19 protein-coding genes, 3 tRNA genes and 1 pseudogene are annotated in these 21,881 nt (G+C 63.9%); 8 read left to right on the top strand and 15 right to left on the bottom strand.

What is annotated here, in order from left to right; all coding sequences use genetic code 11:
• Positions 1 to 9: 9 nt before the first annotated feature.
• From ACNFBT_RS04870 to ACNFBT_RS04840, 7 genes are all read right to left on the bottom strand, one after another.
• Positions 10 to 765 carry a LuxR C-terminal-related transcriptional regulator gene (locus tag ACNFBT_RS04870; protein WP_416746936.1) on the bottom strand — a complete coding sequence of 252 codons (756 nt, stop codon included), beginning with the start codon at positions 763 to 765 and terminating at the stop codon, positions 10 to 12.
• 671 nt (positions 766 to 1,436) lie between these two features.
• On the bottom strand, positions 1,437 to 2,816 hold the full coding sequence (locus ACNFBT_RS04865) for a TolC family protein (RefSeq protein WP_416746934.1): 1,380 nt from the start codon (positions 2,814 to 2,816) through the stop codon (positions 1,437 to 1,439).
• A gap of 2 nt (positions 2,817 to 2,818) precedes the next feature.
• Positions 2,819 to 4,132 carry an HlyD family type I secretion periplasmic adaptor subunit gene (locus ACNFBT_RS04860; protein WP_416746932.1) on the bottom strand — a complete coding sequence of 438 codons (1,314 nt, stop codon included), beginning with the start codon at positions 4,130 to 4,132 and terminating at the stop codon, positions 2,819 to 2,821.
• Positions 4,113 to 5,960, bottom strand: a complete 1,848-nt coding sequence (locus ACNFBT_RS04855; protein WP_416746930.1) for a type I secretion system permease/ATPase — start codon at positions 5,958 to 5,960, stop codon at positions 4,113 to 4,115. The genes ACNFBT_RS04860 and ACNFBT_RS04855 overlap by 20 nt, the downstream gene beginning before the upstream one ends.
• A 254-nt stretch (positions 5,961 to 6,214) precedes the next feature.
• Positions 6,215 to 6,290: transfer RNA gene (locus ACNFBT_RS04850), tRNA-Gly, on the bottom strand.
• 86 nt (positions 6,291 to 6,376) lie between these two features.
• A tRNA-Gly gene (locus tag ACNFBT_RS04845) sits at positions 6,377 to 6,452 on the bottom strand.
• A 2-nt stretch (positions 6,453 to 6,454) separates the two neighbouring features.
• Positions 6,455 to 6,530: transfer RNA gene (locus ACNFBT_RS04840), tRNA-Glu, on the bottom strand.
• Positions 6,531 to 6,746: 216 nt separating this feature from the next.
• Between ACNFBT_RS04840 and ACNFBT_RS04835 the strand changes: the two genes are divergently transcribed.
• Positions 6,747 to 7,520, top strand: coding sequence for a hypothetical protein (locus ACNFBT_RS04835; protein ID WP_416746929.1), 774 nt, complete (start codon positions 6,747 to 6,749; stop codon positions 7,518 to 7,520).
• A gap of 46 nt (positions 7,521 to 7,566) precedes the next feature.
• A complete protein-coding gene (locus tag ACNFBT_RS04830) occupies positions 7,567 to 8,229 on the top strand; it encodes a glutathione S-transferase family protein (protein WP_416746927.1) in 663 nt (220 codons plus the stop codon).
• A 56-nt stretch (positions 8,230 to 8,285) separates the two neighbouring features.
• Here ACNFBT_RS04830 and ACNFBT_RS04825 read toward each other — a convergent pair whose 3' ends face one another.
• Together ACNFBT_RS04825 and ACNFBT_RS04820 are read right to left on the bottom strand one after the other, a co-directional pair.
• A complete protein-coding gene (locus ACNFBT_RS04825) occupies positions 8,286 to 8,768 on the bottom strand; it encodes a GAF domain-containing protein (protein WP_416746925.1) in 483 nt (160 codons plus the stop codon).
• Positions 8,765 to 9,661: an ATP-binding protein gene (locus ACNFBT_RS04820; protein ID WP_416746923.1), complete on the bottom strand. Its 897-nt coding sequence runs from the start codon at positions 9,659 to 9,661 to the stop codon at positions 8,765 to 8,767. The genes ACNFBT_RS04825 and ACNFBT_RS04820 overlap by 4 nt, the downstream gene beginning before the upstream one ends.
• A 111-nt stretch (positions 9,662 to 9,772) precedes the next feature.
• Here ACNFBT_RS04820 and ACNFBT_RS04815 point away from each other — a divergent pair, with 111 nt between their 5' ends.
• Positions 9,773 to 12,094, top strand: a complete 2,322-nt coding sequence (locus ACNFBT_RS04815) for an ATP-binding protein (RefSeq protein WP_416746921.1) — start codon at positions 9,773 to 9,775, stop codon at positions 12,092 to 12,094.
• Positions 12,095 to 12,096: 2 nt separating this feature from the next.
• Here the strand turns inward: ACNFBT_RS04815 and ACNFBT_RS04810 are convergent, their stop codons facing one another.
• From ACNFBT_RS04810 to ACNFBT_RS04795, 4 genes are all read right to left on the bottom strand, one after another.
• Positions 12,097 to 12,567 carry a MarR family winged helix-turn-helix transcriptional regulator gene (locus ACNFBT_RS04810; RefSeq protein WP_416746920.1) on the bottom strand — a complete coding sequence of 157 codons (471 nt, stop codon included), beginning with the start codon at positions 12,565 to 12,567 and terminating at the stop codon, positions 12,097 to 12,099.
• On the bottom strand, positions 12,567 to 13,049 hold the full coding sequence (locus ACNFBT_RS04805; RefSeq protein WP_416746918.1) for a glutathione peroxidase: 483 nt from the start codon (positions 13,047 to 13,049) through the stop codon (positions 12,567 to 12,569). Before ACNFBT_RS04805 ends, ACNFBT_RS04810 begins: the two co-directional genes overlap by 1 nt.
• A 343-nt stretch (positions 13,050 to 13,392) precedes the next feature.
• The gene (gene msrB, locus ACNFBT_RS04800) at positions 13,393 to 13,788 is read right to left on the bottom strand and encodes a peptide-methionine (R)-S-oxide reductase MsrB (protein ID WP_416746916.1); all 396 of its coding nucleotides are present in this window, start codon (positions 13,786 to 13,788) and stop codon (positions 13,393 to 13,395) included.
• A 51-nt stretch (positions 13,789 to 13,839) separates the two neighbouring features.
• Positions 13,840 to 14,007, bottom strand: coding sequence for a hypothetical protein (locus ACNFBT_RS04795; protein ID WP_416746914.1), 168 nt, complete (start codon positions 14,005 to 14,007; stop codon positions 13,840 to 13,842).
• A 72-nt stretch (positions 14,008 to 14,079) separates the two neighbouring features.
• On the opposite strand from ACNFBT_RS04795, the gene ACNFBT_RS04790 reads away from it, so the two are divergent.
• The 3 genes from ACNFBT_RS04790 (at position 14,080) to htpX (ending at position 16,774) form a co-directional block, all read left to right on the top strand.
• Complete coding sequence (locus ACNFBT_RS04790; protein ID WP_416746912.1) at positions 14,080 to 15,291, top strand: pyridoxal phosphate-dependent aminotransferase; 1,212 nt, start codon at positions 14,080 to 14,082, stop codon at positions 15,289 to 15,291.
• A gap of 4 nt (positions 15,292 to 15,295) precedes the next feature.
• Complete coding sequence (locus ACNFBT_RS04785; protein ID WP_416746910.1) at positions 15,296 to 15,748, top strand: hypothetical protein; 453 nt, start codon at positions 15,296 to 15,298, stop codon at positions 15,746 to 15,748.
• A gap of 150 nt (positions 15,749 to 15,898) precedes the next feature.
• The gene (gene htpX / locus ACNFBT_RS04780; RefSeq protein WP_416746908.1) at positions 15,899 to 16,774 is read left to right on the top strand and encodes a protease HtpX; all 876 of its coding nucleotides are present in this window, start codon (positions 15,899 to 15,901) and stop codon (positions 16,772 to 16,774) included.
• Between the two features lie 58 nt (positions 16,775 to 16,832).
• Here the strand turns inward: htpX and ACNFBT_RS04775 are convergent, their stop codons facing one another.
• Positions 16,833 to 17,489 carry a thiopurine S-methyltransferase gene (locus ACNFBT_RS04775; RefSeq protein WP_416746906.1) on the bottom strand — a complete coding sequence of 219 codons (657 nt, stop codon included), beginning with the start codon at positions 17,487 to 17,489 and terminating at the stop codon, positions 16,833 to 16,835.
• Between the two features lie 414 nt (positions 17,490 to 17,903).
• Here ACNFBT_RS04775 and ACNFBT_RS04770 point away from each other — a divergent pair, with 414 nt between their 5' ends.
• Positions 17,904 to 18,674, top strand: a complete 771-nt coding sequence (locus tag ACNFBT_RS04770) for a DODA-type extradiol aromatic ring-opening family dioxygenase (RefSeq protein WP_416746904.1) — start codon at positions 17,904 to 17,906, stop codon at positions 18,672 to 18,674.
• A 148-nt stretch (positions 18,675 to 18,822) separates the two neighbouring features.
• Here the strand turns inward: ACNFBT_RS04770 and ACNFBT_RS04765 are convergent.
• Positions 18,823 to 20,555: pseudogene (locus ACNFBT_RS04765) on the bottom strand (DEAD/DEAH box helicase).
• A gap of 303 nt (positions 20,556 to 20,858) precedes the next feature.
• On the opposite strand from ACNFBT_RS04765, the gene ACNFBT_RS04760 reads away from it, so the two are divergent.
• The gene (locus ACNFBT_RS04760; RefSeq protein ID WP_416746902.1) at positions 20,859 to 21,650 is read left to right on the top strand and encodes a crotonase/enoyl-CoA hydratase family protein; all 792 of its coding nucleotides are present in this window, start codon (positions 20,859 to 20,861) and stop codon (positions 21,648 to 21,650) included.
• Positions 21,651 to 21,881: the final 231 nt, after the last annotated feature.

Raw genomic sequence — 21,881 nt, 5'->3', positions numbered from 1 at the left:
GATGGCGCCCTAGGCCCCCCGAAGGGGCTGGGTGTCGTGACGCGGACCGCGGTCCAGCTCCACCCAGGTGGACTCGGGCGACTCTTCGCCAGCGGTGAGCCCGTGCTTCAACGCATACATCAGCAAATCCATGCGATTGATCAGGTTCAGCTTCTGATAAATGCTGCTGAGGTGGTTGTGCACGGTGTGCTCGCTGATGCCCAGGTGCTCGGCGATGCTCATGTACTTGGCGGACGGGTCTTCCACGATGGCGCGAATCAGTTCCCTCTCGCGTACCGTCAGCCGCGCCTGTTTCGGCTGCTCCGGATCGCATTTCAGGTGCATATGCCCGCTCGCGGCATAGCTGGAAAGCCCGCCGGCCCAGGCCCTGTCCAGCCCGATATCACGATGGTGGACGTTGATGATGGCCTGGACGATCGACTCCGTCGGGTCTTCCGCCAGCACCACGCCACGCGCGCCCGCCTCTATCGCCTGGGCAACGGGGACCGATTCATACAACCCCTTGAGCACCAGCACTTTCATTTCGGCTCTGCGCGCGAGCTCCGCGACGACCTCCAGCGGGCTCAACGCATCCGGAAAGAAACTGAAAAAGGTGACATCGGGACGCAACTGGTCGGCAAGATCCAGCGCGTAGGCATAGGTGCTGGCCTGGCCGCCGACTTCCATCTGGGGCCGTCTGGCATTGATGAGATCGTGCAGGCCCATGAGAACGAGGGGCCGGCAGTCGATCAGCATTACGCGTATGGTTTTCTTGTGGTCAGGCATCTTCTTTCTGACCTCCTGAACGATGAACTCTGGCCTACACCCACGGACTATTCGGGATCGGCGATTCGTCCACCCGGCCACCGCGATTGGTGGCTAGGTGCAGGCACCGACAAATCTTGGCGGCGCTTGCTCGGGTATGGACAACTAGGGGGAGCGACTGGTTCTGAGGAGATTTCCATCCGCTGTGCCGGTAAAGGTTGCGGAGGTTTCCAGACGCCGGGGGGGGTGCCGTCGAGATAACAGGAGTGGGAATAGCTACCGCATGCCCAGGATGTTGTGCTCCCTCGACCGGTCAACTGAGTCTAGGCCAGCCACTGCACCCGGCATCGACTTCAACCGCATTGCCAATCGACGGCGAACGCCTGCAGAAAATTAAAAAATCCTTATAAATCAATTTATTATCTTCTAAGGAAGTAACCGGCTGGCCCAATTTCCCAATGCAACAAACGTCAATTAACCGACGAAAGGTGTATCAATGGAAAGAAAAATGTTAATTGCGTCAAACTATCGTCCATGCCGATGTACCGCCCCACCTTATCCCTGCCGAAGCCTCCTGCAACCTCATCCGGCTGGCACCGCCAGACGCGGATGACACCGCCACGCCTCGAATCGCGATCAGGAGCAATGCGAGGCCCCGCCAAACAGGCAGCCGGCACTGAAACCCGATGGAATCAGGGCTGCATGATGTCCTGCACGGAGCGGCTGGGACTCAGCCAGCCATTCACGCTTTCGACACTTTCGGCCGGCGCCCTGCCCGCCCAGCGATTGAGGATGAATACATTGCTGAGGAACTCGTACTGTGTCTTGAGCAGGTCGCGCCGAGCGCGAAATTCGTTGCGCACCGCGGCCAGCACGTCGACGGCGTTGACCATGCCGTAACTCAGCCCTTTCTCCGCGGCCACCCGGGACAGTTGCGCCGAGGACAGGGCCAGACGGCTAGCCTCGATTTTTTCGCCATTGGAATTGGCGGTCAGGTAAGCGCTGGTGATTTCCTTGACCACCCGGCGCCGAGTCTCCTCCCGCTGTTCCTCGGCGACCACCTGGTCCTGGTACAGCCCACGAACCCGCGCCGAGGTCGACCCGCCGCTGTAGATCGGCACCTGGACGCCGACGCCGGCGACATAACTGTCCGTGCGCGGCGCCAGGGCGTTGTTGTAGCCCTCGTTGGTCTGTTGTGCGCTCAGGTTCAGGCTCACGGTCGGGTAGTGCCCACCCTTGCCGCTGCGCAATGCTGCTTCCGCGGCTTCGACGCCGCTCTCGCGGGCCTTCAGCGCCGGGTTCTGCGCTATCCCCTCGCGGACCCAGGTTTCCAGGCTTTGCGCCGAAGCCTGCATGTGCACGTCATCGCGAACCCGGCTGAGCCTCTCCTTGACGGGCCGGCCGACGATCTCCGCCAGGGCCTCGCGGCTGATGGTGGCCTGGTTGCTGGCTTCCAGCTCCTGCGCCGCGAGCAAATCCACACGGGCCTTGAGGTCGAGCTGGTCGGTCACCAGGGCCAGCTGCTTCTCGTACAACGCGCTGACCCGATCCAGGCTTTCCTGCGTGGTTCGGCGCTCCGCCTTCACCAGCTCCAGTTCGTCCTCGGCCGCCAGGGCGGTGAAATAACGCCGCGCCAACTCCACGGTAGCCTCGGCCTGGGCATCCAGGGCTTCGGATTCGGTCTGCTTGGCCAGGCTCTTGAACTTCTTGTAGTTCTCCCACGCCGCCTTGTTGTAGAGGTACTGGCGCACCACCAGGCTGTAGCTCTCGCTATCGTAGCTGTCCTGTATCACGTCGCTTTCCTGCCGGATCTGGTTCACCCCGGCGTTCAGCGCCACCTGCGGCAACAGCGCCCCCAAGGCCTCACGCTGATGCTCCTGCCCCGCCTTGGCCTGCGCGAAGGAGGCCAGTACTTTCGGGTCCTCCAGCCGTGCCTCGCGGTACAACTGCAACAGATCGGTGGAGAGCGTCGACGCACTGACCCCGCTGGCGGTTGCCGCAGCGCTTTGCGCCAGCGCACCGCCCGCCGCCAGCATGAACATCCCCGCCAACAGAACCGCCGACGTGCCCATGCTCACTCCTCGATCATCGATTGCGCCAGGGCATTGCGGGCCGGCTGCATCAGGTACTGCAGCAGCGTGCGCTGCCCCGTGATGATCAGCACGTCCGCCGGCATCCCCGGCACCAACTTGCGCTCACCCAAGGTGTGCACACCGTGTTCGGTAACCCGGACCCGCGCCAGGTAATACGCCGTCCCGGTCTTATCATTGGTCAGGCGGTCCGCCGAGACGCTGCTGACCTCGCCTTCGATCACCGGCGTGGTCGCGGCATTGAAGGCGCTGAAACGGATATCGGCGCGCTTGCCGATGGCGATGCGATCGATATCCACCGGCGGCACCTGAGCCTCGATGATCAGCTCGGAAATCGACGGAACGATGTCCAGCAACGGCGTCCCCGGGTGCACCACACCGCCCACGGTATGCACCGTCATGCCGATCACCATGCCCGCGTCGGGTGCGCGGATGACGATTCGACTGAGCCGGTCTTCCAGGGACGAGGTCTTCTCCCGCAGGTCGTAGAGCTTGGTCTGGACCTCGGCCAGCTGCTTGGCGACCTCGGAATTGAAATCCTTGTCGACCTGCAGAATCTGCAGCTGTGTTTCGTTGATCTGCAGGCGCGCCCGGTTGATCGTGGCGCGGTGATCCGCCACCTCGGACTTGAGCATCTCCAGCTTGCGCTGCTGCTCGACCAGGCGCTGTTTGTCGACGAAGCCTTGCTTGAGCAGGTCGGACAGCTCGCCGATTTCACCGCTGTAGGATTTCTCCAGCTGGAGCTTGGCATCGATCACCGACTCCAGCCCGCTGATCTGCTGGTTCAGTTGGCCAACGCGCTCACGCAACACCGCTATCTGCCCATGCCGCGAGCCCTGCCGGGCGTTGAATACCTGGGTTTCGCTCTGGCGTGCCTCCATGCCCCGAGGACTGGCCAGATCGGCTATCTCGCCGAAGTCGATAGCCGGCAGTGCGTCGCGCTCGGCCTTGAGCCTGGCCTCCATGGCCTTGGCCGCGATCAGTTGGCTGCGGGTCATCTCGTATTCGAAGCGCAGCTGGGCATCATCGAGAACGATCAGCGGATCATCCCGTTTGACGATGTCACCGTCGTGCACCAGCACTTCCTTGACGATGCCGCCTTCCAGGTGCTGGACCGTCTTGCGGTAGGTCTGCACGGTGACCACCCCCGGCGCGTAAACGGCCCCGTCCAGCGGCGCGAAGGCCGCCCAGGTGCCGAACAGGCCGAAGGTCAGCCCGACAATGGCAAGGCCCAGGCGGCGGATCTTGCGATCCGATATCGGCAGGTCGGCGAAGCTTTCAATTTGACGACTGGGCATCGTGGTCGTCCTTACCGGTATCAACCGGAGCAATGCTGGCGCCCGCGGGCATGGCGCGCTGATGGACCTGCTGAACCTGTTGCTGCGCCTGCTGCGCTTGTTGCTGTGCCTGCTGCTGCGCTTGTTGCGCCTGCTGTTGAACCTGCAGCTGCTTTGCGTTGAGCTCGGCCAGCACCTGATCGCGCCCCCCGTAGAGCGTGATGACTCCTTCGTTCATCAGCATGAGCCGGTCGAGTTGCGAGACGATGTTGGTGCGGTGAGTAATGACGAACAGGGTCGCGCCGGTCTGCTTGAGCTGCTGGATGGCCGCCGCCAGGGCGCGGTCGCCGACATCGTCGAGATTGGAGTTGGGCTCGTCGAGCACGATCAGCCGCGGGTTGCCGTACAGGGCACGGGCGAGCCCGATGCGCTGGCGCTGCCCTCCCGACAGCATGACCCCCTCGCTGCCAATGACGGTGTCGTAGCCATCGGGCAGCAGCAGGATCATCTCGTGAACGCCCGCCATCCGGGCCGCCTGGATGACCTTCTCCGAATCGACGTCGGCGAAGCGGGCGATGTTCTCGCCAACGCTGCCTTCGAACAGCTCGATGTCCTGGGGCAGGTAGCCGATGTGCGGCCCGAGCTCATGCTTGTCCCAGGTGCTGATGTCCGCACCATCCAGCCGGACCACCCCATGCTGCGGCGACCAGACCCCCATGAGCGCCCTGACCAGGGTCGACTTGCCGGCGGCGCTGGGGCCGATGATGCCTACCACGCAGCCGGCGGGCACATTGAAGCTGATGTTCTTGATGATCGGGGTCTTCGAGCCCGGTGCCGCGACAACCAGATTCTCGACCTGCACCTGGCCCTGCGGCGCCGGCAACGACATACGCTCGGGTTGCGCCTGCAGTGCCTCGAGGACGCCGCTCAAGCGGTTGTATTGCGAGCGCGCCGAAATGAAGCCCTTCCAACTGGCGATGAGCAGATCGATGGGCGCCAGCGCACGCCCTAGCAGCACGGCCCCGGCGAACACCATGCCCGGCCCTACCTGATGATCCACCGCCAGGTACGCCCCCAACCCCAGCACCAGGGATTGCACGAGGAGCCGGAAGGTCCGGGAAAGCGTACTGACCATGGCGCCTTTGTCGCTCGCCAGGGACTGCAGCAGCAGGACGTTTCGCTGCCGCTGCCCCCAGCGGTCCATCAGGGTTTCCAGCATGCCCATGGACTCGATGACTTCGGCGTTGCGCAGGTTCTTGGTGGTGTAGAGCGTCGCCCCGATATGCTCCTTGTTGGCCTGGGCCAGCGCCGGTGCCGTCAGCTTTTCATTGGCGTACGCGAGCAACAGCAACAACAGCGCGCTGCCCGTCGCCACCCAGCCGAACCAGGGGTGGAACAGGAACATCACCGCGACATAGATCGGCAACCAGGGCGCATCGAAGAAGGCGAACAGGCCGCTGCCGGTGAGGAACTGCCGCAAACCCGTCAGATCATTGAGCGCCTGGGCCGAGGCATCCATGCCGCCGCTGTCCAGGGCCCGCCTGAAACTGGCCTTGTAGACCTGGCGACTGAGCAGCACATCCAGGCGGGTACTGACCCGGACCATGATGCGTGAGCGCACCCACTCCAGAGAGCCGAGGGTGATCACCAGCACGGTCATGATCAGCGTCAGCATGGCCAGGGTCGTCAGGCTGCCGCTGGTAATCACCCGCCCATACACCTGGAGCATATAGAAGGTGGGCACGAGCATCAGCGCGTTGATGAACAGGCTGAAAAAACCGACGGAAAGGAAGCTCTCGCGACAGGCCTTCAATGCGCTCTTCAGATTTTCTTCAGGGGTGCTTCGCATGGACACCTCTGCACGCGAGTCTGACGTGTGTGGAGCTTAGATCACGCCGTAAGAGTCCGTGTAGCAATTGGCCATTTAGCCCAGGGCAAAGCAAACGCTCCCCGAAGCGCGCGCGATCGTTGTTGCGCTGAAGCATCGGCGACGACACGAAAACGAAAAAAGCCCGCGCGATGCGGGCTTTTTCATGGGGATTGCGAATTATTTTTCGAACGCACAAACGAAAACACCGCCCCATGGGGGCGGTGTTTCGATTTTGGAGCGGGAAACGAGACTCGAACTCGCGACCCCGACCTTGGCAAGGTCGTGCTCTACCAACTGAGCTATTCCCGCATCAACTTGTTGCAACCTTCAGCTTTCGCCGAAGGGTAACGCCATTTCATCTTTCGTTTACCGCCGTTGGGCGGTAATCGAGAATTTGGAGCGGGAAACGAGACTCGAACTCGCGACCCCGACCTTGGCAAGGTCGTGCTCTACCAACTGAGCTATTCCCGCAATGGCGTCCCCTAGGGGACTCGAACCCCTGTTACCGCCGTGAAAGGGCGGTGTCCTAGGCCACTAGACGAAGGGGACGCGGCCCGGAACTTACAACATCTTTCCGACTTCTTCGCTTTGCGTTTCCGCGTTTCGCGTCGAAGTGGCGCGCATTCTATGGACCCTTTGAGGGGTCGTCAACCCTCAGAAGAAAATTTTTTTAAATCAAAGACTTCTGGGTAAAAAGCGAGCAACTGCTATCAGAGGTATCACTAAGACATTACACTCGCGAAAAAACCTTCGGGAGCTTTCCAGGTGTCGCCACTCGTCATTACTGTCCTGGTCCTCGTCGGCATCGCTCTGCTGATTGCCATCGGCTACATCAACCATCTGGTCGAGAACCGCAAGCTGGAGCAGGCCCGACAAAAGGCCGACCTGCTCGACCGAGCCCGGCGCTGCTCCGATATTTCCGAGTCCATGCCCGGCCAGTTCATGTCCCCGGCGCTGAAACTGCTGCTCAGCCGTCTCGAGCTGAACCTGGGCGAACGCCTGCTGGCCGTCGACAAGCAGAATACCCAGATAAAGGAACGCATCGCCGAACTGCGCCCGCTCATCGCGCAGGGCGAGTCCATTGCCGTGCGCAATGCGCCGCAAGCCATCCTTACCGAAGCCAAGGCCAAGGACGTGCGCTTCCTCTTCGAAGCCCTGCACGCCCAGGTTACCCGCTGCGCCCAGGATGGCCTGCTGGCGCGTAACGAAGCCCAGCAGTGGGTGAAGGAAATCCGCCACCTGCTCACCCTTCTGCATATCGAGTTCTTCGGCAACCTCGGCCAACAGGCCCTGCAGCAGGGACAACCGGGGCAGGCGCGGCTGGCCTTCGAGCGCGGCGTCCAGTATCTGCGCAAGCAGCAGGACGCCGGCCGCTACCAGGCACCGCTGCAACAGATGGAAAACCAGCTGGCCCGCGCCAATGCGATGGTGCTGGAGAACACCCAGCCCGCCGCCGACGAGAACAGTGCGTTGAACGATGGTCTCAAGGCCCTCGACGACGACGATCTGTGGAAGAAGAAGAACCTTTACGACGACTGACGCGTCGAATCTGCATATCCGGCCACCTACGCCCCAGGAGCCCTCCATGAGCCTCGTAGTATTCGGCGCCCCGCTCTCCCCCTTCGTCCGCAAGGTCCGCCTGTTCTGTGCCGAGAAAGGCCTGGACTACCAGCTGGAGAACGTCAATCCGTTCAACCAGCCCGACTGGTACCGCGAGCTCAATCCGCTGCGCCGCGTGCCGGCGATCCGCGACGGCGACTTCACCCTCGCCGACTCCAGCGTCATCTGCCATTACCTGGAAGACCGCACCCCGCAGCGCGCCCCGCTGTGCGGCGAGACTCCGCAGGCCAAGGCACGTATCCGCTGGCTGGAAAAGTACGCCGACTACGAGGTCGCACCGCTCGCCACATTCACCGTGTTCCGCAACCGCCTGCTCAAGCCGCTGATGGGCAAGCTCTGCGACGAAGCCGCGGTCAAGGGCGCGATGCAGGAGAAGCTGCCGGAGCATTTCGACTACCTGGAGAAATGCCTGGGCGCGAGCCAGTATTTCGTCGACGACCGCTTCAGCCTCGCCGACATCGCCATCGCCAGCCAACTGGTGAACATGCGCCACGGCGGCGAAGAGCTCGACAAACAGCGCTGGCCGGCGCTGGCAGCGCATTTCGAGCGCATCGCCAGCCGCCCCACCCTGGCCGCGATCCTTCAGGGCGAGCAGCAGATCATCGACAAGATCCTGGCCAAGCGCTGATCTGTTCGCCCAAATAAAAAGCCCCGCAATCGCGGGGCTTTTTCATGGAGCCGGGATCAGCAGTCGGTCAGGCGCAGGAAGATCGCCGCCAGACGCTCGATGCCGGCCTGGTCGACTTCACTGAAGCGGCCGACGCTGGGGCTGTCCAGGTCCAGTACGCCGATCAGGCGGCCGTCCTTCACCAGCGGCACCACCAGCTCGCTGTTGGAGGCGCTGTCACAGGCGATGTGACCGGGGAAGGCATGCACATCCTCGATCCGCTGGGTCTCGCGGGTACGTGCCGCCGCACCGCACACGCCCTTGGTGAAGGGAATGCGCACGCAGGCGACCTTGCCCTGGAACGGGCCGAGCACCAGTTCCTCGTTGCGATTGAGGTAGAAGCCGGCCCAGTTCAGGTCCGGCAGCTCGTTGAACAGGAATGCCGAGAACTGGGCAGCGTTGGCAATGAAGTCGCGCTCGTCGGCGAACAGCGACTCCGCCTGCGCGGCCAGCAGCTCATAGCCATCCAGGCCGGCACCGGCCTGTTGCAGATCGATCATGGGGTATCTCCTTCCAGCAGTTGGCGGCCCACCCAGTAGCGGGCGAATTGGTAGGCGCAGCGGCCATTGCGATTGCCGCGCCCGAGAGCCCAGCGGATGGCCTCTTTCTCCAGCGCTTCGTCCCAGCTCCAGCGGGTCAGGCCGGATTTGCGCGCCAGCGCCTCGATCCAGTGGCGGACCACACTGAGGAAGTGTTCCTGGGTGAAGGGATAGAAAGAGAGCCACAGGCCAAAGCGGTCGGACAGGGCGATCTTGTCCTCCACCGCTTCGTTGGGATGCAGTTCGCCGTCGACCATCTGCCAGTTCTCGTTATCACTCTGTCGTTCCGAGACCAGATGGCGGCGATTCGAAGTGGCGTACAGCAGCACGTTGTCCGGCGCCTGTTCCAGCGAGCCGTCGAGCACGCTCTTGAGCACGCGGTAGTCACCCTCGCCGGCATCGAACGAGAGGTCGTCGCAGAACAGCACGAAACGCTGCGGCAGGCCGTGCAGTTGTTCAACGACACGCGGCAAGTCAGCCAGGTGATCGCGCTCGATCTCGATCAGGCGCAGCCCCTCGCAGGCCAGCTCGGCCAGCAGCGCACGCACCAGCGAGGACTTGCCGGTACCGCGCGCGCCCCACAGCAAGGCGTGGTTAGCCGGCTTGCCGGCGACGAACTGGCGGGTGTTGCGCGCCAGCTGGTCGCGCTGCGTGTCGACGCCCAACAGGTCGTCCAGGCGCAGTTCAAGGCTGACGTCCAGAGGCTGCAGGTAACCGCTGCGCCCGTCGCGGTGCCAGCGCGCGGCCAGGCTGCGCGGCCAGTCGATGGGTGCGCGCAAAGCCGGCAGCAAAGGCTCCAGCCGCGCCAGCACCGACTCGGCGCGCGCGAGAAAATCGTTCAAGCGGGAATCCATGCGGCTCTCCACGGATCGTTCGGGGTTCGGCTTCGGGCTATGCCGACAGACGGTTCTGATGGGCTATGCTACGCCGCAGAAAAGCTTTCGCGAGGCGATGCTACGCACTCCATGGATATTGCGCTTACCCATCGCCTCTCGTTCAAGCAGGCCAGCCTTACCGTGCTGGTGGCCTTCCTGCTGGGGACGCTGCTCAGCCTCATCCAGGTTGCCGTCGATTATGCCAGCCAGGACGCCTCCATCAACCGCGAAGTTCGCGCCTTGCTGGATGTCAGCCACAACCCCGCTGCGCGCATCGCCTACAACATCGACGCCGAGCTGGCCCAGGAACTGGTGGTCGGCCTGCTGCGCTCGCCGGCGGTAATCCGCGCCGAAATCATCGACAACGCCGGCACGCCCCTGGCCAGCGCCAACCGGCCGCTCGCGGAAAGCCACCTGCGTCGCCTGAGCGACTTCCTCTTCGGCGAGCAGCGCAGTTATGAAGAGCCGCTGTTCGTCGATCACGCGCCCAGCGAATCCCTCGGCGTGCTGCGCCTGGAGATCGACACCTTCGTGTTCGGCAACGACTTCCTGCGCCGGGCCGGCATGACCTTCATCTCCGGCTTCATCCGCAGCCTGCTGCTGTCGCTGATCCTGCTGGTGCTGTTCTACGCGCTGCTGACCAAGCCGCTGGTGAGCCTGATCGACGCCCTCAGCCGCCACGACCCGCGCTCGCCCTCGCGCCTGCGCCTGCCCTGCCCCGGCGGCCACGAGCACGACGAGATCGGCGTGCTGGTGGAAGTCACCAACCGCCAGCTCAATCGCATCTCGGTGGAAATGGAGCAGCGCCGCGAGGCCGAGGACCGGCTGACCCAGTACCTGGAAGAGCTGGAAAGCATCGTCGCCGCACGCACCGCCGAGCTGAAGGCCGCGAACGCGCGCCTCACCCTGTCCAACCAGGAACTGGAGCAGGCCCGGCAGACCGCCCTGGCCATGGCCCAGGCGCGTGGCAGCTTCCTGGCCAACATGAGCCACGAAATCCGCACCCCGCTCAACGGCCTGCTGGGGATGCTCGGCCTGGCCCTCGACGGCCCGCTGACCACCGAACAGCGCCAGCAGCTGTCCATCGCCCACGATTCGGGCAAGGTGCTGCTGGAGTTGCTCAACGACGTGCTCGACCTGTCCAAGTTCGAGGCTGGCCAGCTGGAGCTGGAACAGATCCCCTTCGACCTCGGCACCCTGGTGGAAGACACCGCCAGCCTGCTGTCGCAGAACGCCGCGCCCGCCGTGGAACTCACCTGCCTGATCAGCCCGAAGTTGCCGGCACAGCACTCGGGGGACCCGACGCGGGTGCGCCAGGTGGTGAGCAACCTGCTGTCCAACGCCCTGAAGTTCACCCGCCTGGGGCGCGTCGATGTCCGCGTCGAGCCACTACGCAATGGTGTGCGCATCAGCGTGCGCGACACCGGTATCGGCATCGCGCCCGAAGCCCTGCAGAAAATCTTCCAGCCCTTCGCCCAGGCCGACGCCGGCATCGCCCGCCAGTACGGCGGCACCGGCCTTGGCCTGGCGCTGACACGCAAACTGTGCGAGGCGATGAAGGGCGAACTGGTGGTGCAATCCGAGCCGGGATTCGGCAGCGAATTCATCGCCACCCTGCCGCTGCCGGCGCTGGAGCCTGCCCAGCCGCCGCAACCGCTGAATGGCCGGCTGATTGTGCAGTGCGCCGCCAGCAGTGGCCTGGCGGCGCTACTGGAACACTGGCTGCCGCACTGGAATGTCAAATACCAGCGCCTGGACATCGACGCGAGCCTGGCCGGCGTGGAGCTGGACGCGCTGCTCTCGGATTGCCCGGACTGCCTGATCACCCTGCGCCGGCACGTGGCCAAGCCCGTCCTGCTGGTCACCGCCTACGGCAACTTCCTTGAACAGCCGCTGACCCAGAGCCTGGCGCCCTTGCGCCAGCTGGCCCGACCGTTGTCGCGGGCGGTGCTTTTCCAAGCTCTAAAGCAGGCGTTCGAGCATCAACCGCTGCCGGCTTCAGCCGACACCGGCACCGCGCAGGCGGAACAGTTCTCGGCACGGGTGCTGCTGGTGGAGGACAACCCGGTCAACCAACTGGTGGCCAAGGGGTTGCTGCAGAAGCTCGGCTGCATCGTGGCCGTCGCCACCAACGGTGAAGAAGCGCTCGCACAGCTGGGCGATGGCACCTTCGACCTGGTGCTGATGGACTGCAACATGCCCGTGATGGATGGCTACCAGGCCACCCAGGCGATTCGTGAAAGCGGGCGCTGGCCGGGCCTGCCGGTCATTGCCCTGACCGCCAACGTCCTGCCGGAGGAGCGCGAGCGCTGCCGCGCCGCCGGCATGGACGACTACCTGGCCAAGCCCTTCCACCGCGACGAACTGGCGGCGACCCTGGAGCGCTGGGTGGATCACCGCCCGCGCTGCTGAGTTCAGCCGTCCAGCCTCATCAACTGCGCCAGCAGCGAATCCAGTTGCTCGCGCAAGCCGTCGGTGACGCTCAGGTCCAGGCCGCTGCGGCACAGCAGGTCCTCGCGCAGCGGCAGCACCTTGTCGCGCAGCGCGATGCCCAATGTGGTCAGCCCGAGATGCACCTCCCGTTCGTCATGCCGTGCCCGGCGACGCTCGACCAGTCCCAGCAGCTCCAGGCGCTTGAGCAACGGCGTCAGGGTGCCGGAGTCGAGCATCAGCCGCTCGCCCAGCGCCTTCACCGACGGCTGCTCCGGCGGCTCGGCCTGCCACTCCCAGAGCACCAGCATCACCAGGTACTGCGGGTAGGTCAGGCCGAGGGCATCGAGCATCGGCCGGTAGCCGCGGATCACCGCGCGCGACACGGCGTACAGGCGGAAGCACAGCTGGTTGTCCAGCTGCAGTTCCGCCGGCAGGGTTGCAACGTCCTTCATCACAGCAGCGCTTCGATCTCGGCGGAAAGCTGCTCGGGCTTGGTGGTCGGGGCGAAGCGCTTGACCACCTTGCCATCCTCGCCGATCAGGAACTTGGTGAAGTTCCACTTGATGCCCTGGCTGCCCAGCAGTCCTGGCGCGCGCTTCTTCAGCTGCACGTAGAGCGGATGGGCTTCGGCGCCATTGACGTCGATCTTCTTGAACAGCGGGAAGCTGACACCGAAGTTCAGCTCGCAGAACTGGGTGATCTCCCCTTCGTTGCCCGGCTCCTGCTTGCCGAACTGGTTGCAGGGGAAGCCGAGCACCACCAGACCCTTGTCCTTGTATTGCCGCCACAGCGTTTCCAGGCCCTTGTATTGCGGGGTGAAGCCGCACTGGCTGGCGGTGTTCACCACCAGCAGCGCCTTGCCGCCGAAATCGGCGAGGGTCTTCTGTTCGCCCTTGATGGTGGTCACGGGAATGTTCAGCAGTGCGTCGCTCATCGGGTGTGGCTCCGAGGGAAGTGGGAAATCAAAGAATAGTGATCAATTAAATTGCGTGCAATTCAATTGATCACGAATCATCCAGTGAATGCCCCGCCATCAGATCCGCACCGATGCAACTTGTAGGAGCGGACTCCGTCCGCGATGCCCTTTAACCAAGCCTCGCGCCGAATCGCGGACAAAGTCCGCTTGTACGTTGTTGTCTGGGTCCCCGCGTTCGCGGGGATGACGTCTGCGGAGGGTGGCGCAAACACCGTCACTCCCGCGAACGCGGGAGCCCAATAGACTGTTGCTTCTACCAGAGAGGCAAAAGAAAAAGCCCGCCGGGTGGCGGGCCTTGGTGTCACGCTTTCGGCACCAGCTTCAGAGACGCCGAGTTGATGCAGTAGCGCAGCCCGGTGGGCCGAGGGCCGTCGGGGAAGACATGACCCAGGTGCGCGTCGCACTTGCCGCAACGCACCTCGATACGATGCATCCCGTGGCTGAAGTCCTCCAGTTCGCGAATCACCTCGCCGTTCACCGGCTGGAAGTAGCTCGGCCAGCCACTGCCCGAATCGTACTTGGCGTCGGAGTCGAACAGCGCGGTGCCGCAGCACACGCAGTGGTAGATGCCGGGGGTCTTGGTGTCGTGGTATTCGCCGGTGAAGGCACGCTCGGTGCCGCCCAGACGGCAGATGTGGAACTGCTCGTCGGTGAGTTCGTCACGCCAGGAATCCAGGGGCTTTTCCAGCTTTTCCATCGATCTGCCTCCATAAACGAAAAAATGCCCGATCCCGCTCTTTTCCGCGAATCAGGCCGCACGTATGATGCGCATGGTTAACGTCAGGTTCAGAATCTGCCGCACAGAGACGTTCTCGCGATAGAAAAGCCTTAAAAACTCTACTTTTTCGAGAAATCCACTGTTTTCCTGTCGATTTTCAGGGTCGACACCAGGGAAAAGCACTTCCGAACCGCTCATTTGACGCCAGTCTGTCACCCGCGTTACAGCCTGCCAAGTCGCCGGCCGCGGACTATTTCGGAATCCCAGATCATGCAGGTCACCAAATCGAACAAGCTCGCCAACGTCTGCTACGACATTCGCGGGCCCGTGCTCAAGCACGCCAAACGCCTGGAAGAGGAAGGCCACCGCATCCTCAAGCTGAACATCGGCAACCCGGCGCCGTTCGGTTTCGAGGCGCCAGACGAAATCCTCCAGGACGTGATCCGCAACCTGCCCACCGCCCAGGGCTACAGCGACTCCAAGGGCCTGTTCAGCGCACGCAAGGCAGTGATGCAGTACTACCAGCAGAAGCAGGTGGAAGGCGTCGGCATCGAGGACATCTACCTGGGCAACGGCGTCTCCGAGCTGATCGTGATGGCCCTGCAGGCCCTGCTCAACAACGGTGACGAGGTGCTGATCCCGGCGCCCGACTACCCGCTGTGGACGGCCTCGGTGGCGCTGGCCGGCGGTAAACCGGTGCACTACCTGTGCGACGAACAGGCCGGCTGGTTCCCCGACCTCGCCGACATGAAGGCCAAGATCACCAGCAACACCAAAGCCCTGGTGCTGATCAACCCGAACAACCCCACCGGCGCGGTGTACTCCCGCGAGGTGCTGCTGGACATCGTCGAACTGGCGCGCCAGCACAACCTGGTGATCTTCTCCGACGAGATCTACGACAAGATCCTCTACGACGAGGCCCAGCACATCTCCACCGCGTCGCTGGCGCCGGACGTGCTCTGCCTGACCTTCAACGGCCTGTCCAAGTCCTACCGCGTGGCCGGCTTCCGCTCCGGCTGGATCGCCATTTCCGGTCCCAAGCACAAGGCGCAGAGCTACATCGAGGGCCTGGATATCCTGGCCAACATGCGCCTGTGCGCCAACGTGCCGAGCCAGCACGCCATCCAGACCGCGCTGGGCGGCTACCAGAGCATCAACGACCTAGTCCTGCCGGGCGGCCGCCTGCTGGAGCAGCGCAACCGTGCCTGGGAATTGCTCAACGACATTCCCGGAGTCAGTTGCGTGAAGCCCATGGGCGCGCTCTATGCCTTCCCGCGCATCGACCCGAAGGTCTGCCCGATCCACAACGACGAGAAATTCGTCCTCGACCTGCTGCTTTCCGAGAAGTTGCTCATCGTTCAGGGCACCGCCTTCAACTGGCCCTGGCCGGATCACTTCCGGGTGGTTACCCTGCCCCGTGTCGATGACCTGGAACAGGCCATCGGCCGCATCGGCAACTTCCTGAAAACCTATCGCCAGTGATCCGATGGACCTGCAGATCGACGACTTCTACAAGGACACCGCAGCCGGCCTGCTGATGCTCTACCGGGCCTTCCCGCGCAAGATCACCCTCTACGTCGAGGACCTGATCGGCCGGGAAGAGCCCGATGAGTTCGGCCTGCCCAGCCAGCGCCACCAGAGCTGCCTGGGCGCCCTGCTGTGGCTGGCCGAGGAAGGCTACCTGCGCTTCGACACAACCATTCGTTACGAAGCGCTGGACCAGGCGGTGCTCAGCGAAAAAGCGTTTCTCCGCCTTACCCGCATCGTCCCCCACGCGGTACGCGACGGCGGCGACCTGCCGCCCAGCGTGCGCCGCGACCAGGCTTCCCTGGCCAACCAGCTGCGCGAAGCCCTCGCAAGCCGTCACAGTGACCGCATCGCACGTCTGACCCGTCTACTCTTCGAGAGTGATCTCGGACGCCCAAGCGACACAGTTTGAAATAGTCCCCGAGTTGAATCACCTCGGGGGCAACCGTATATACCCCGCATACTATTCAGTGATCCTGGGTCCTGCTGTGCCCGGCGATCCGGAAAGCCGCGCTCCCACGCGGTTTTCCCCTAATCCAGCCGTGAGGAGAAGCTTTACGCCATGATGCGCATCCTGTTGTTCCTGGCCACCAACCTGGCAGTTCTGGTGATCGCCAGCATCACCCTGAAACTGCTCGGCGTGGACCGATTCACCGGCCAGAATTACGGTAGCCTTCTGATTTTCTGCGCCGTATTCGGCTTCGCCGGCTCCCTGGTTTCGCTGTTCATCTCCAAGTGGATGGCGAAGATGAGCACCGGCACCGAGATCATCAGCCAGCCGCGCACCCGCCATGAACAGTGGCTGCTGCAGACCGTGGAAGAGCTGTCCCGCGAGGCCGGTATCAAGATGCCGGAAGTGGGCATCTTCCCCGCCTACGAAGCCAACGCCTTCGCCACCGGCTGGAACCGCAACGACGCACTGGTCGCGGTCAGCCAGGGCCTGCTGGAGCGCTTCTCGCCTGAAGAAGTCAAAGCCGTGCTGGCCCACGAGATCGGCCACGTGGCCAACGGCGACATGGTCACCCTGGCGCTGATCCAGGGCGTGGTGAACACCTTCGTGATGTTCTTCGCGCGCATCTTCGGCAACTTCGTCGACAAGGCCATCCTGAAGAACGAAGACGGCCCGGGCATCGGCTACTTCATCGCTACCATCTTCGCCGAGCTGGTCCTGGGCATCCTCGCCAGCATCATCGTCATGTGGTTCTCGCGCAAACGCGAATACCGTGCCGACGAAGCCGGAGCCCGCCTCGCCAGCACCGGTGCGATGATCGCCGCACTGCAACGCCTGCGCGCCGAACAGGGCGTGCCGGTGCAGATGCCCGACTCGCTGCAGGCCTTCGGCATCAACGGCAACCTCAAGCACGGCCTCGCCGGCCTGCTCATGAGCCACCCGCCGCTGGAAGACCGTATCGAAGCCCTGCGCGCCGCTGCTCGCTAAGGCTCGATACGAAACGAAAAAGGGCGACCCTCGGGTCGCCCTTTTTCATTCCTGCCAATCAGCCGCGGCGCAGCGCGAACACCACCTCTTCCAAACGGCTGACACCGCTCTTGAGGAACTTGGGACTCTCGGCCAGCACATCGACGCGCTCCAGCTCCTCGACCTGCCAGAGCTCGGCGAAGTGCCGCCGCACCTCATCGCCCAGCACCGCGAAGGGCGGTCCGTCCATCTCCGCCTGCGGATACTCCAGGGTGATCAGCAGCCCGCGCACCGGGTGCGGCAGGATGCGTTGCAGATGAGCCGCGTAGTCGGCGCGCATCTCTTCCGGCAGTGCGATCAACGCCGCGCGGTCGTACAGGGCGCAGCAGTCGGCCACATGTTCGGCGCTGACGTCGAAGATGTCTCCCTGGAGAATCTCCAGCCGCTCGAAGCGGTAGCGGCGCAGCGGCCCTTCCTCGGTGATCTCCGGCTCGACGCCCAGCTCGGCGAAGAAGTCGACGGCCGCGCGCTCCGCCAGCTCGACACCCAGCACGCGATAGCCCCATTGCGCCAGCCAGAGCATGTCCAGGCTTTTGCCGCACATCGGCACCAGTACCTGCGACTCCGCGGGAACCCCCAGGGTCGCCCATTGGCGATCCAGGCCCGGGTTCACCTTCTGCTGGTGGAAGCCAATCTCGTTGCGCGCCCAGCGCGCCTGCCAGAACTCATGTTGCATGAAGCACCTGCCCTATTGCTGTGCCACGCGAAGAGGTCACCAGCGCCACCCGGCACCGCCCTTCCCGCGCCCTACCTTCCACCTCGACGCGCATCAGCCGCACGGCTAAATCCCAGGCCCGCCGCCTCCCTTGAACACAAGGATTTGGCCGACCCGTTGCACGGCTGAACACGACATCTGATTCGGAAATTTCCGCAAACTCTACCGCATTGACCGACAGACATCCCTTTAATGCGTCCGATGACGGGCCATCCAATCGATCTGCAACTCAGTTGGCATTTCGAGCCCTGACACAGGGGCAGGCAAAAGCCACTTCGACGCATCTCAGGAATCGATCATTCCGGTCGAAAACCCATACTGGTTTTCGATCTGTTCCCGCGTGAACATAGAGTCATTCCTGTAGCGAGGTTCACCATGCTCCCTACCCTGTTCATCTCCCACGGTTCCCCCATGCTGGCCCTGGACCCCGGCGCCAGCGACGCCCCGCTCAAGCGCCTGGCCCGCGAGCTGCCGAGGCCGAAGGCGATCCTGGTGGTCTCCGCCCACTGGGAGACCCCGGACCTGCGCGTCACCGCCGCCGCCCGGCCGGAAACCTGGCACGACTTCTACGGTTTCCCGCGCGAACTCTATGCCGTGCAATATCCCGCCCCCGGCTCGCCGGAGCTGGCGACACGCGTAGTGGAAACGCTGGCGAAGGACGGCCTGCCCGCTACCCTCGATGCGGAACGCCCGCTGGACCACGGCACCTGGGTCCCCCTGAGCCTGATGTACCCGCAGGCGGACATTCCGGTGGTGCAGCTGTCACTTCCCAGCCGCCTCGGCCCGCAGATGCAGGACCGCGTCGGCAAGGCGCTGCGAGCGCTGCGCGAGGAAGGCATCCTGCTGATCGGTTCGGGCAGCATCACCCACAACCTGGGTGAACTGGACTGGCGGGCCGGGCCGGACGTCATCGAGCCCTGGGCCAAGGCATTCCGCGACTGGATGGCCGAACACCTGGCCGCCAACGATGATGCCGCGCTGTTCGACTATCGCCGGCAGGCGCCCTGGGCCGTGCGCAATCACCCCAGCGACGAGCACCTGCTGCCGCTGTACTTCGCCCGCGCCGCCGGTGGCACGCCGATGACGGTCGAGCATGCCGGCTTCACCCTCGGCGCGCTGGGGATGGATATCTACCGCTTCGGTTGAGGGAGCGGCTTTTCGTAGGAGCGGATCTTATCCGCGAAATCTCCGATCAAGAGCTTCGCGGACAAAGTCCGCTCCTACGACAGCCCCCACCCGGAAACGAAAAAGCCCCGCCAAGGCGGGGCTTTTTCATGCGCAAATAACTGACGAATCAGTCTTCGCGGTAACGACGCAGACGCAGAGCCTTGCCGGCGACGCGGGTGTCCTTGAGCTTGGTCAGCAGACGGTCGAGGTTCTCTTCCGGCAGCTCGATCAGGCTGAAGGTCTCGCGAATCTGGATGCGGCCGATAGCCTCGCGGGACAGGCCGCCCTCGTTAAGGATGGCGCCCAGCAGGTTCTTCGCCTGCACGCCGTCACGGGCACCCAGAGCGGTACGGCAACGGGACTTGCCTTCCGACGGCGGAGCCATCGTGCGGGGCGCGCCGCTGCGCTCCGGACGGTCGCCGCGCTCGGGGCGATCGCCACGCTCGCTGCGCTCGTAACGGTCGCTGCGCTCACGCGGGGCGGCCGGGGTCAGCGGCTGTTCGCGGCGGACCGATTCCAGGTCCAGCGCCTTGCCTTCGGTCAGCTTGGCCAGCAGCACGGCAGCCAGGGTATCCATGTCGGTACCCAGGCGACGGCACAGCTCGTCACGCACGGCGCCACGGCTGGCAACGGCGTTGGCCAGCAGCGGTTGCAGGCCGGTGGCCAGGCGGTTCAGACGCGCTTCGAGGACGGTGTCGGCGTCCGGCAGGCGAACTTCGCCGACCTTCTGGCCGGTCACACGCTCGATCACCTGCAGCATGCGGCGCTCGCGCGGAGTCACCAGCAGCAGGGCGCGGCCTTCACGACCGGCACGGCCGGTACGGCCGATGCGGTGTACGTAGGATTCCGGATCGTAGGGCATGTCCACGTTCAGTACGTGGGTGATGCGCGCCACGTCGAGGCCGCGGGCGGCGACGTCGGTGGCGATGACGATGTCCAGCGAACCGTCTTTCAGCGACTCGATCACGCGCTCACGCTGGGCCTGCGGCATGTCGCCGTTCAGCGCGGCGGCACGGTAGCCCTGGCGCTCTAGCAGCTCGGCGATGTCCAGGGTGGCCTGCTTGGTGCGGACGAAGCCGATCAGGGCGTCGAACTGCTCGACTTCCAGCAGACGCAGGATCGAGGCCGGCTTCTGGTCGGCGTGGACCATCAGGTGCACCTGCTCGATGCGGGCGACGGTCTGGGTCTTGGCGGCGATGCGGACGTGCTTGGGCTCTTTCAGGTGGCGCTCGGCGATGCTGCGGATCGAGGCCGGCAGGGTCGCGGAGAACAGCACGGTCTGGCGGCTGGCCGGCATGGCTTCGAAGATCACTTCGAGGTCATCCATGAAGCCGAGCTTGAGCATCTCGTCCGCTTCGTCGAGGACCAGGCGCTCGACGGTGGAGAGCAGGTTCTCGTCGCGACGCAGGTGGTCGCACAGGCGGCCCGGAGTGGCGACCAGTACCTGGGCGCCCTGGCGCAGGGCCTTCAGCTGCGGGCCCATGGGCGCGCCACCGTAGACGGCGACGACGCCGACGCCCGGCATCTGCTTGGAGTAGGTTTCGCAAGCGGTAGCAACCTGCAGGGCCAGCTCGCGGGTCGGAACCAGCACCAGCACCTGGGGTACGCGGCGGCTCGGTTCGATCTTCGACAGCAGCGGCAGCGCGAAGGCGGCGGTCTTGCCGGTACCGGTCTGGGCCTGGCCGATCATGTCGTGGCCTTCGAGGATCACCGGGATCGACTGGGCCTGGATCGGCGACGGCTCTTCGTAACCGACAGCGGCAATTGCAGCGAGAATACTGGGGTGAATACCGAGCGCGGCGAAGCCGGCGGTTTCCTGGGTCATGGGTTTTGCCTCTAGGTACATCCGCAAAGACCCAATAGCCGAGCTGCGCATGCCCTGTACGACAATGAAGTCACCCAGGCAGCTGGAAGCGGGGATTTGCGAAATGAAGATTGGAAGAATACGTCAAGGAAGTCCGCACAGCGGACGCACAGACAGAGCGTGAAAGCACCGAAAAATGCGAGATCCAAAACGGGGCCTTAGCTTGGCCGGCGCGCATCATACCGGAAATTCCGCCGTCATGTGCGTCTTTTCGGACAAGGACCGGCGAACGGTCACGCCTGGACGACTCCGGCAGGGCCGACTATACCGAGCAGGCCCCTCCCTGCCGGATGTCATCGATGAAGCCCAGCAGCACGCCTCGCATCACCCGTGAACGCCGTGACCATGTCCTGCTGCTCGGCCTGAACCGGGTCGACAAGCGCAATGCATTCGACCTGGAGATGCTCAACCAGCTGGCGCTCGCCCTGGGCGACTACGAGCGTGACGACCAGTTGCGCTGCGCCCTGGTATTCGCCCACGGCGACCACTTTACCGCCGGGCTCGACCTGGGCGATGTGAGCGAGACCTTCCGCACGGGCTGGCAGTTCCCAAGCGGCGCCGTGGACCCCTGGGGCACCTTCGGCGGGCCGCGCCTGACCAAGCCGCTGATGGTCGCGGCCCAGGGCTACTGCTTCACCCTCGGCATCGAGTTGATGCTGGCGGCGGATATCAACCTCTGCGCCAGCAACGCGCGCTTCGCCCAGCTGGAAGTGCAGCGCGGCATCTTCCCCTTCGGTGGCGCAACGTTGCGCCTGCACCAGGTGGCCGGCTGGGGCAATGCGATGCGCTGGCTGCTCACCGGCGATCAGTTCGATGCCCACGAGGCCTGCCGCCTGGGGCTGGTGCAGGAAGTCACCGCCCCCGAGGAGCTGATGCCGCGCGCGCTGTGGATGGCCCAGCGAGTCGCCGCTCAGGCTCCACTGGGCATTCGCGCCACCCTGGCGTCGGCTCGCCAGTGCCTGGACGAGGGAGAACTGGCCGCCGCCCGCGAACTGCCGGCGATGGCCAGCCGCCTGTTAAGCAGCGAAGACGCCCAGGAAGGCTTCAAGGCCATGCAGGAAAAACGCGAAGGACGCTTCCTCGGAAAATGAATGGGCGCTGAAATTCACCCTCGGCCCCGTGCAAAAAGCGCTATATCCAAGGTATTAAAAGCGTTCGAAATACCGCTATAAAAATAAATATTTTCCTTTAAAATCAAATACTTAATATCAACAAAACGACTATATACAAGTTCCAATTACGCGTTCAGAGACAAATCTCTACAACTGACATCGAGCGCAGCGCAGTGACTCGTCGGAAGTGCCGTCCGAGCCGCGCTGGAT

Origin of the sequence: Pseudomonas sp. NY15181 (assembly GCF_048068055.1) — a bacterium.
GTDB lineage: Bacteria > Pseudomonadota > Gammaproteobacteria > Pseudomonadales > Pseudomonadaceae > Pseudomonas.
This window is presented reverse-complemented; position numbering and strand designations above follow the sequence as displayed.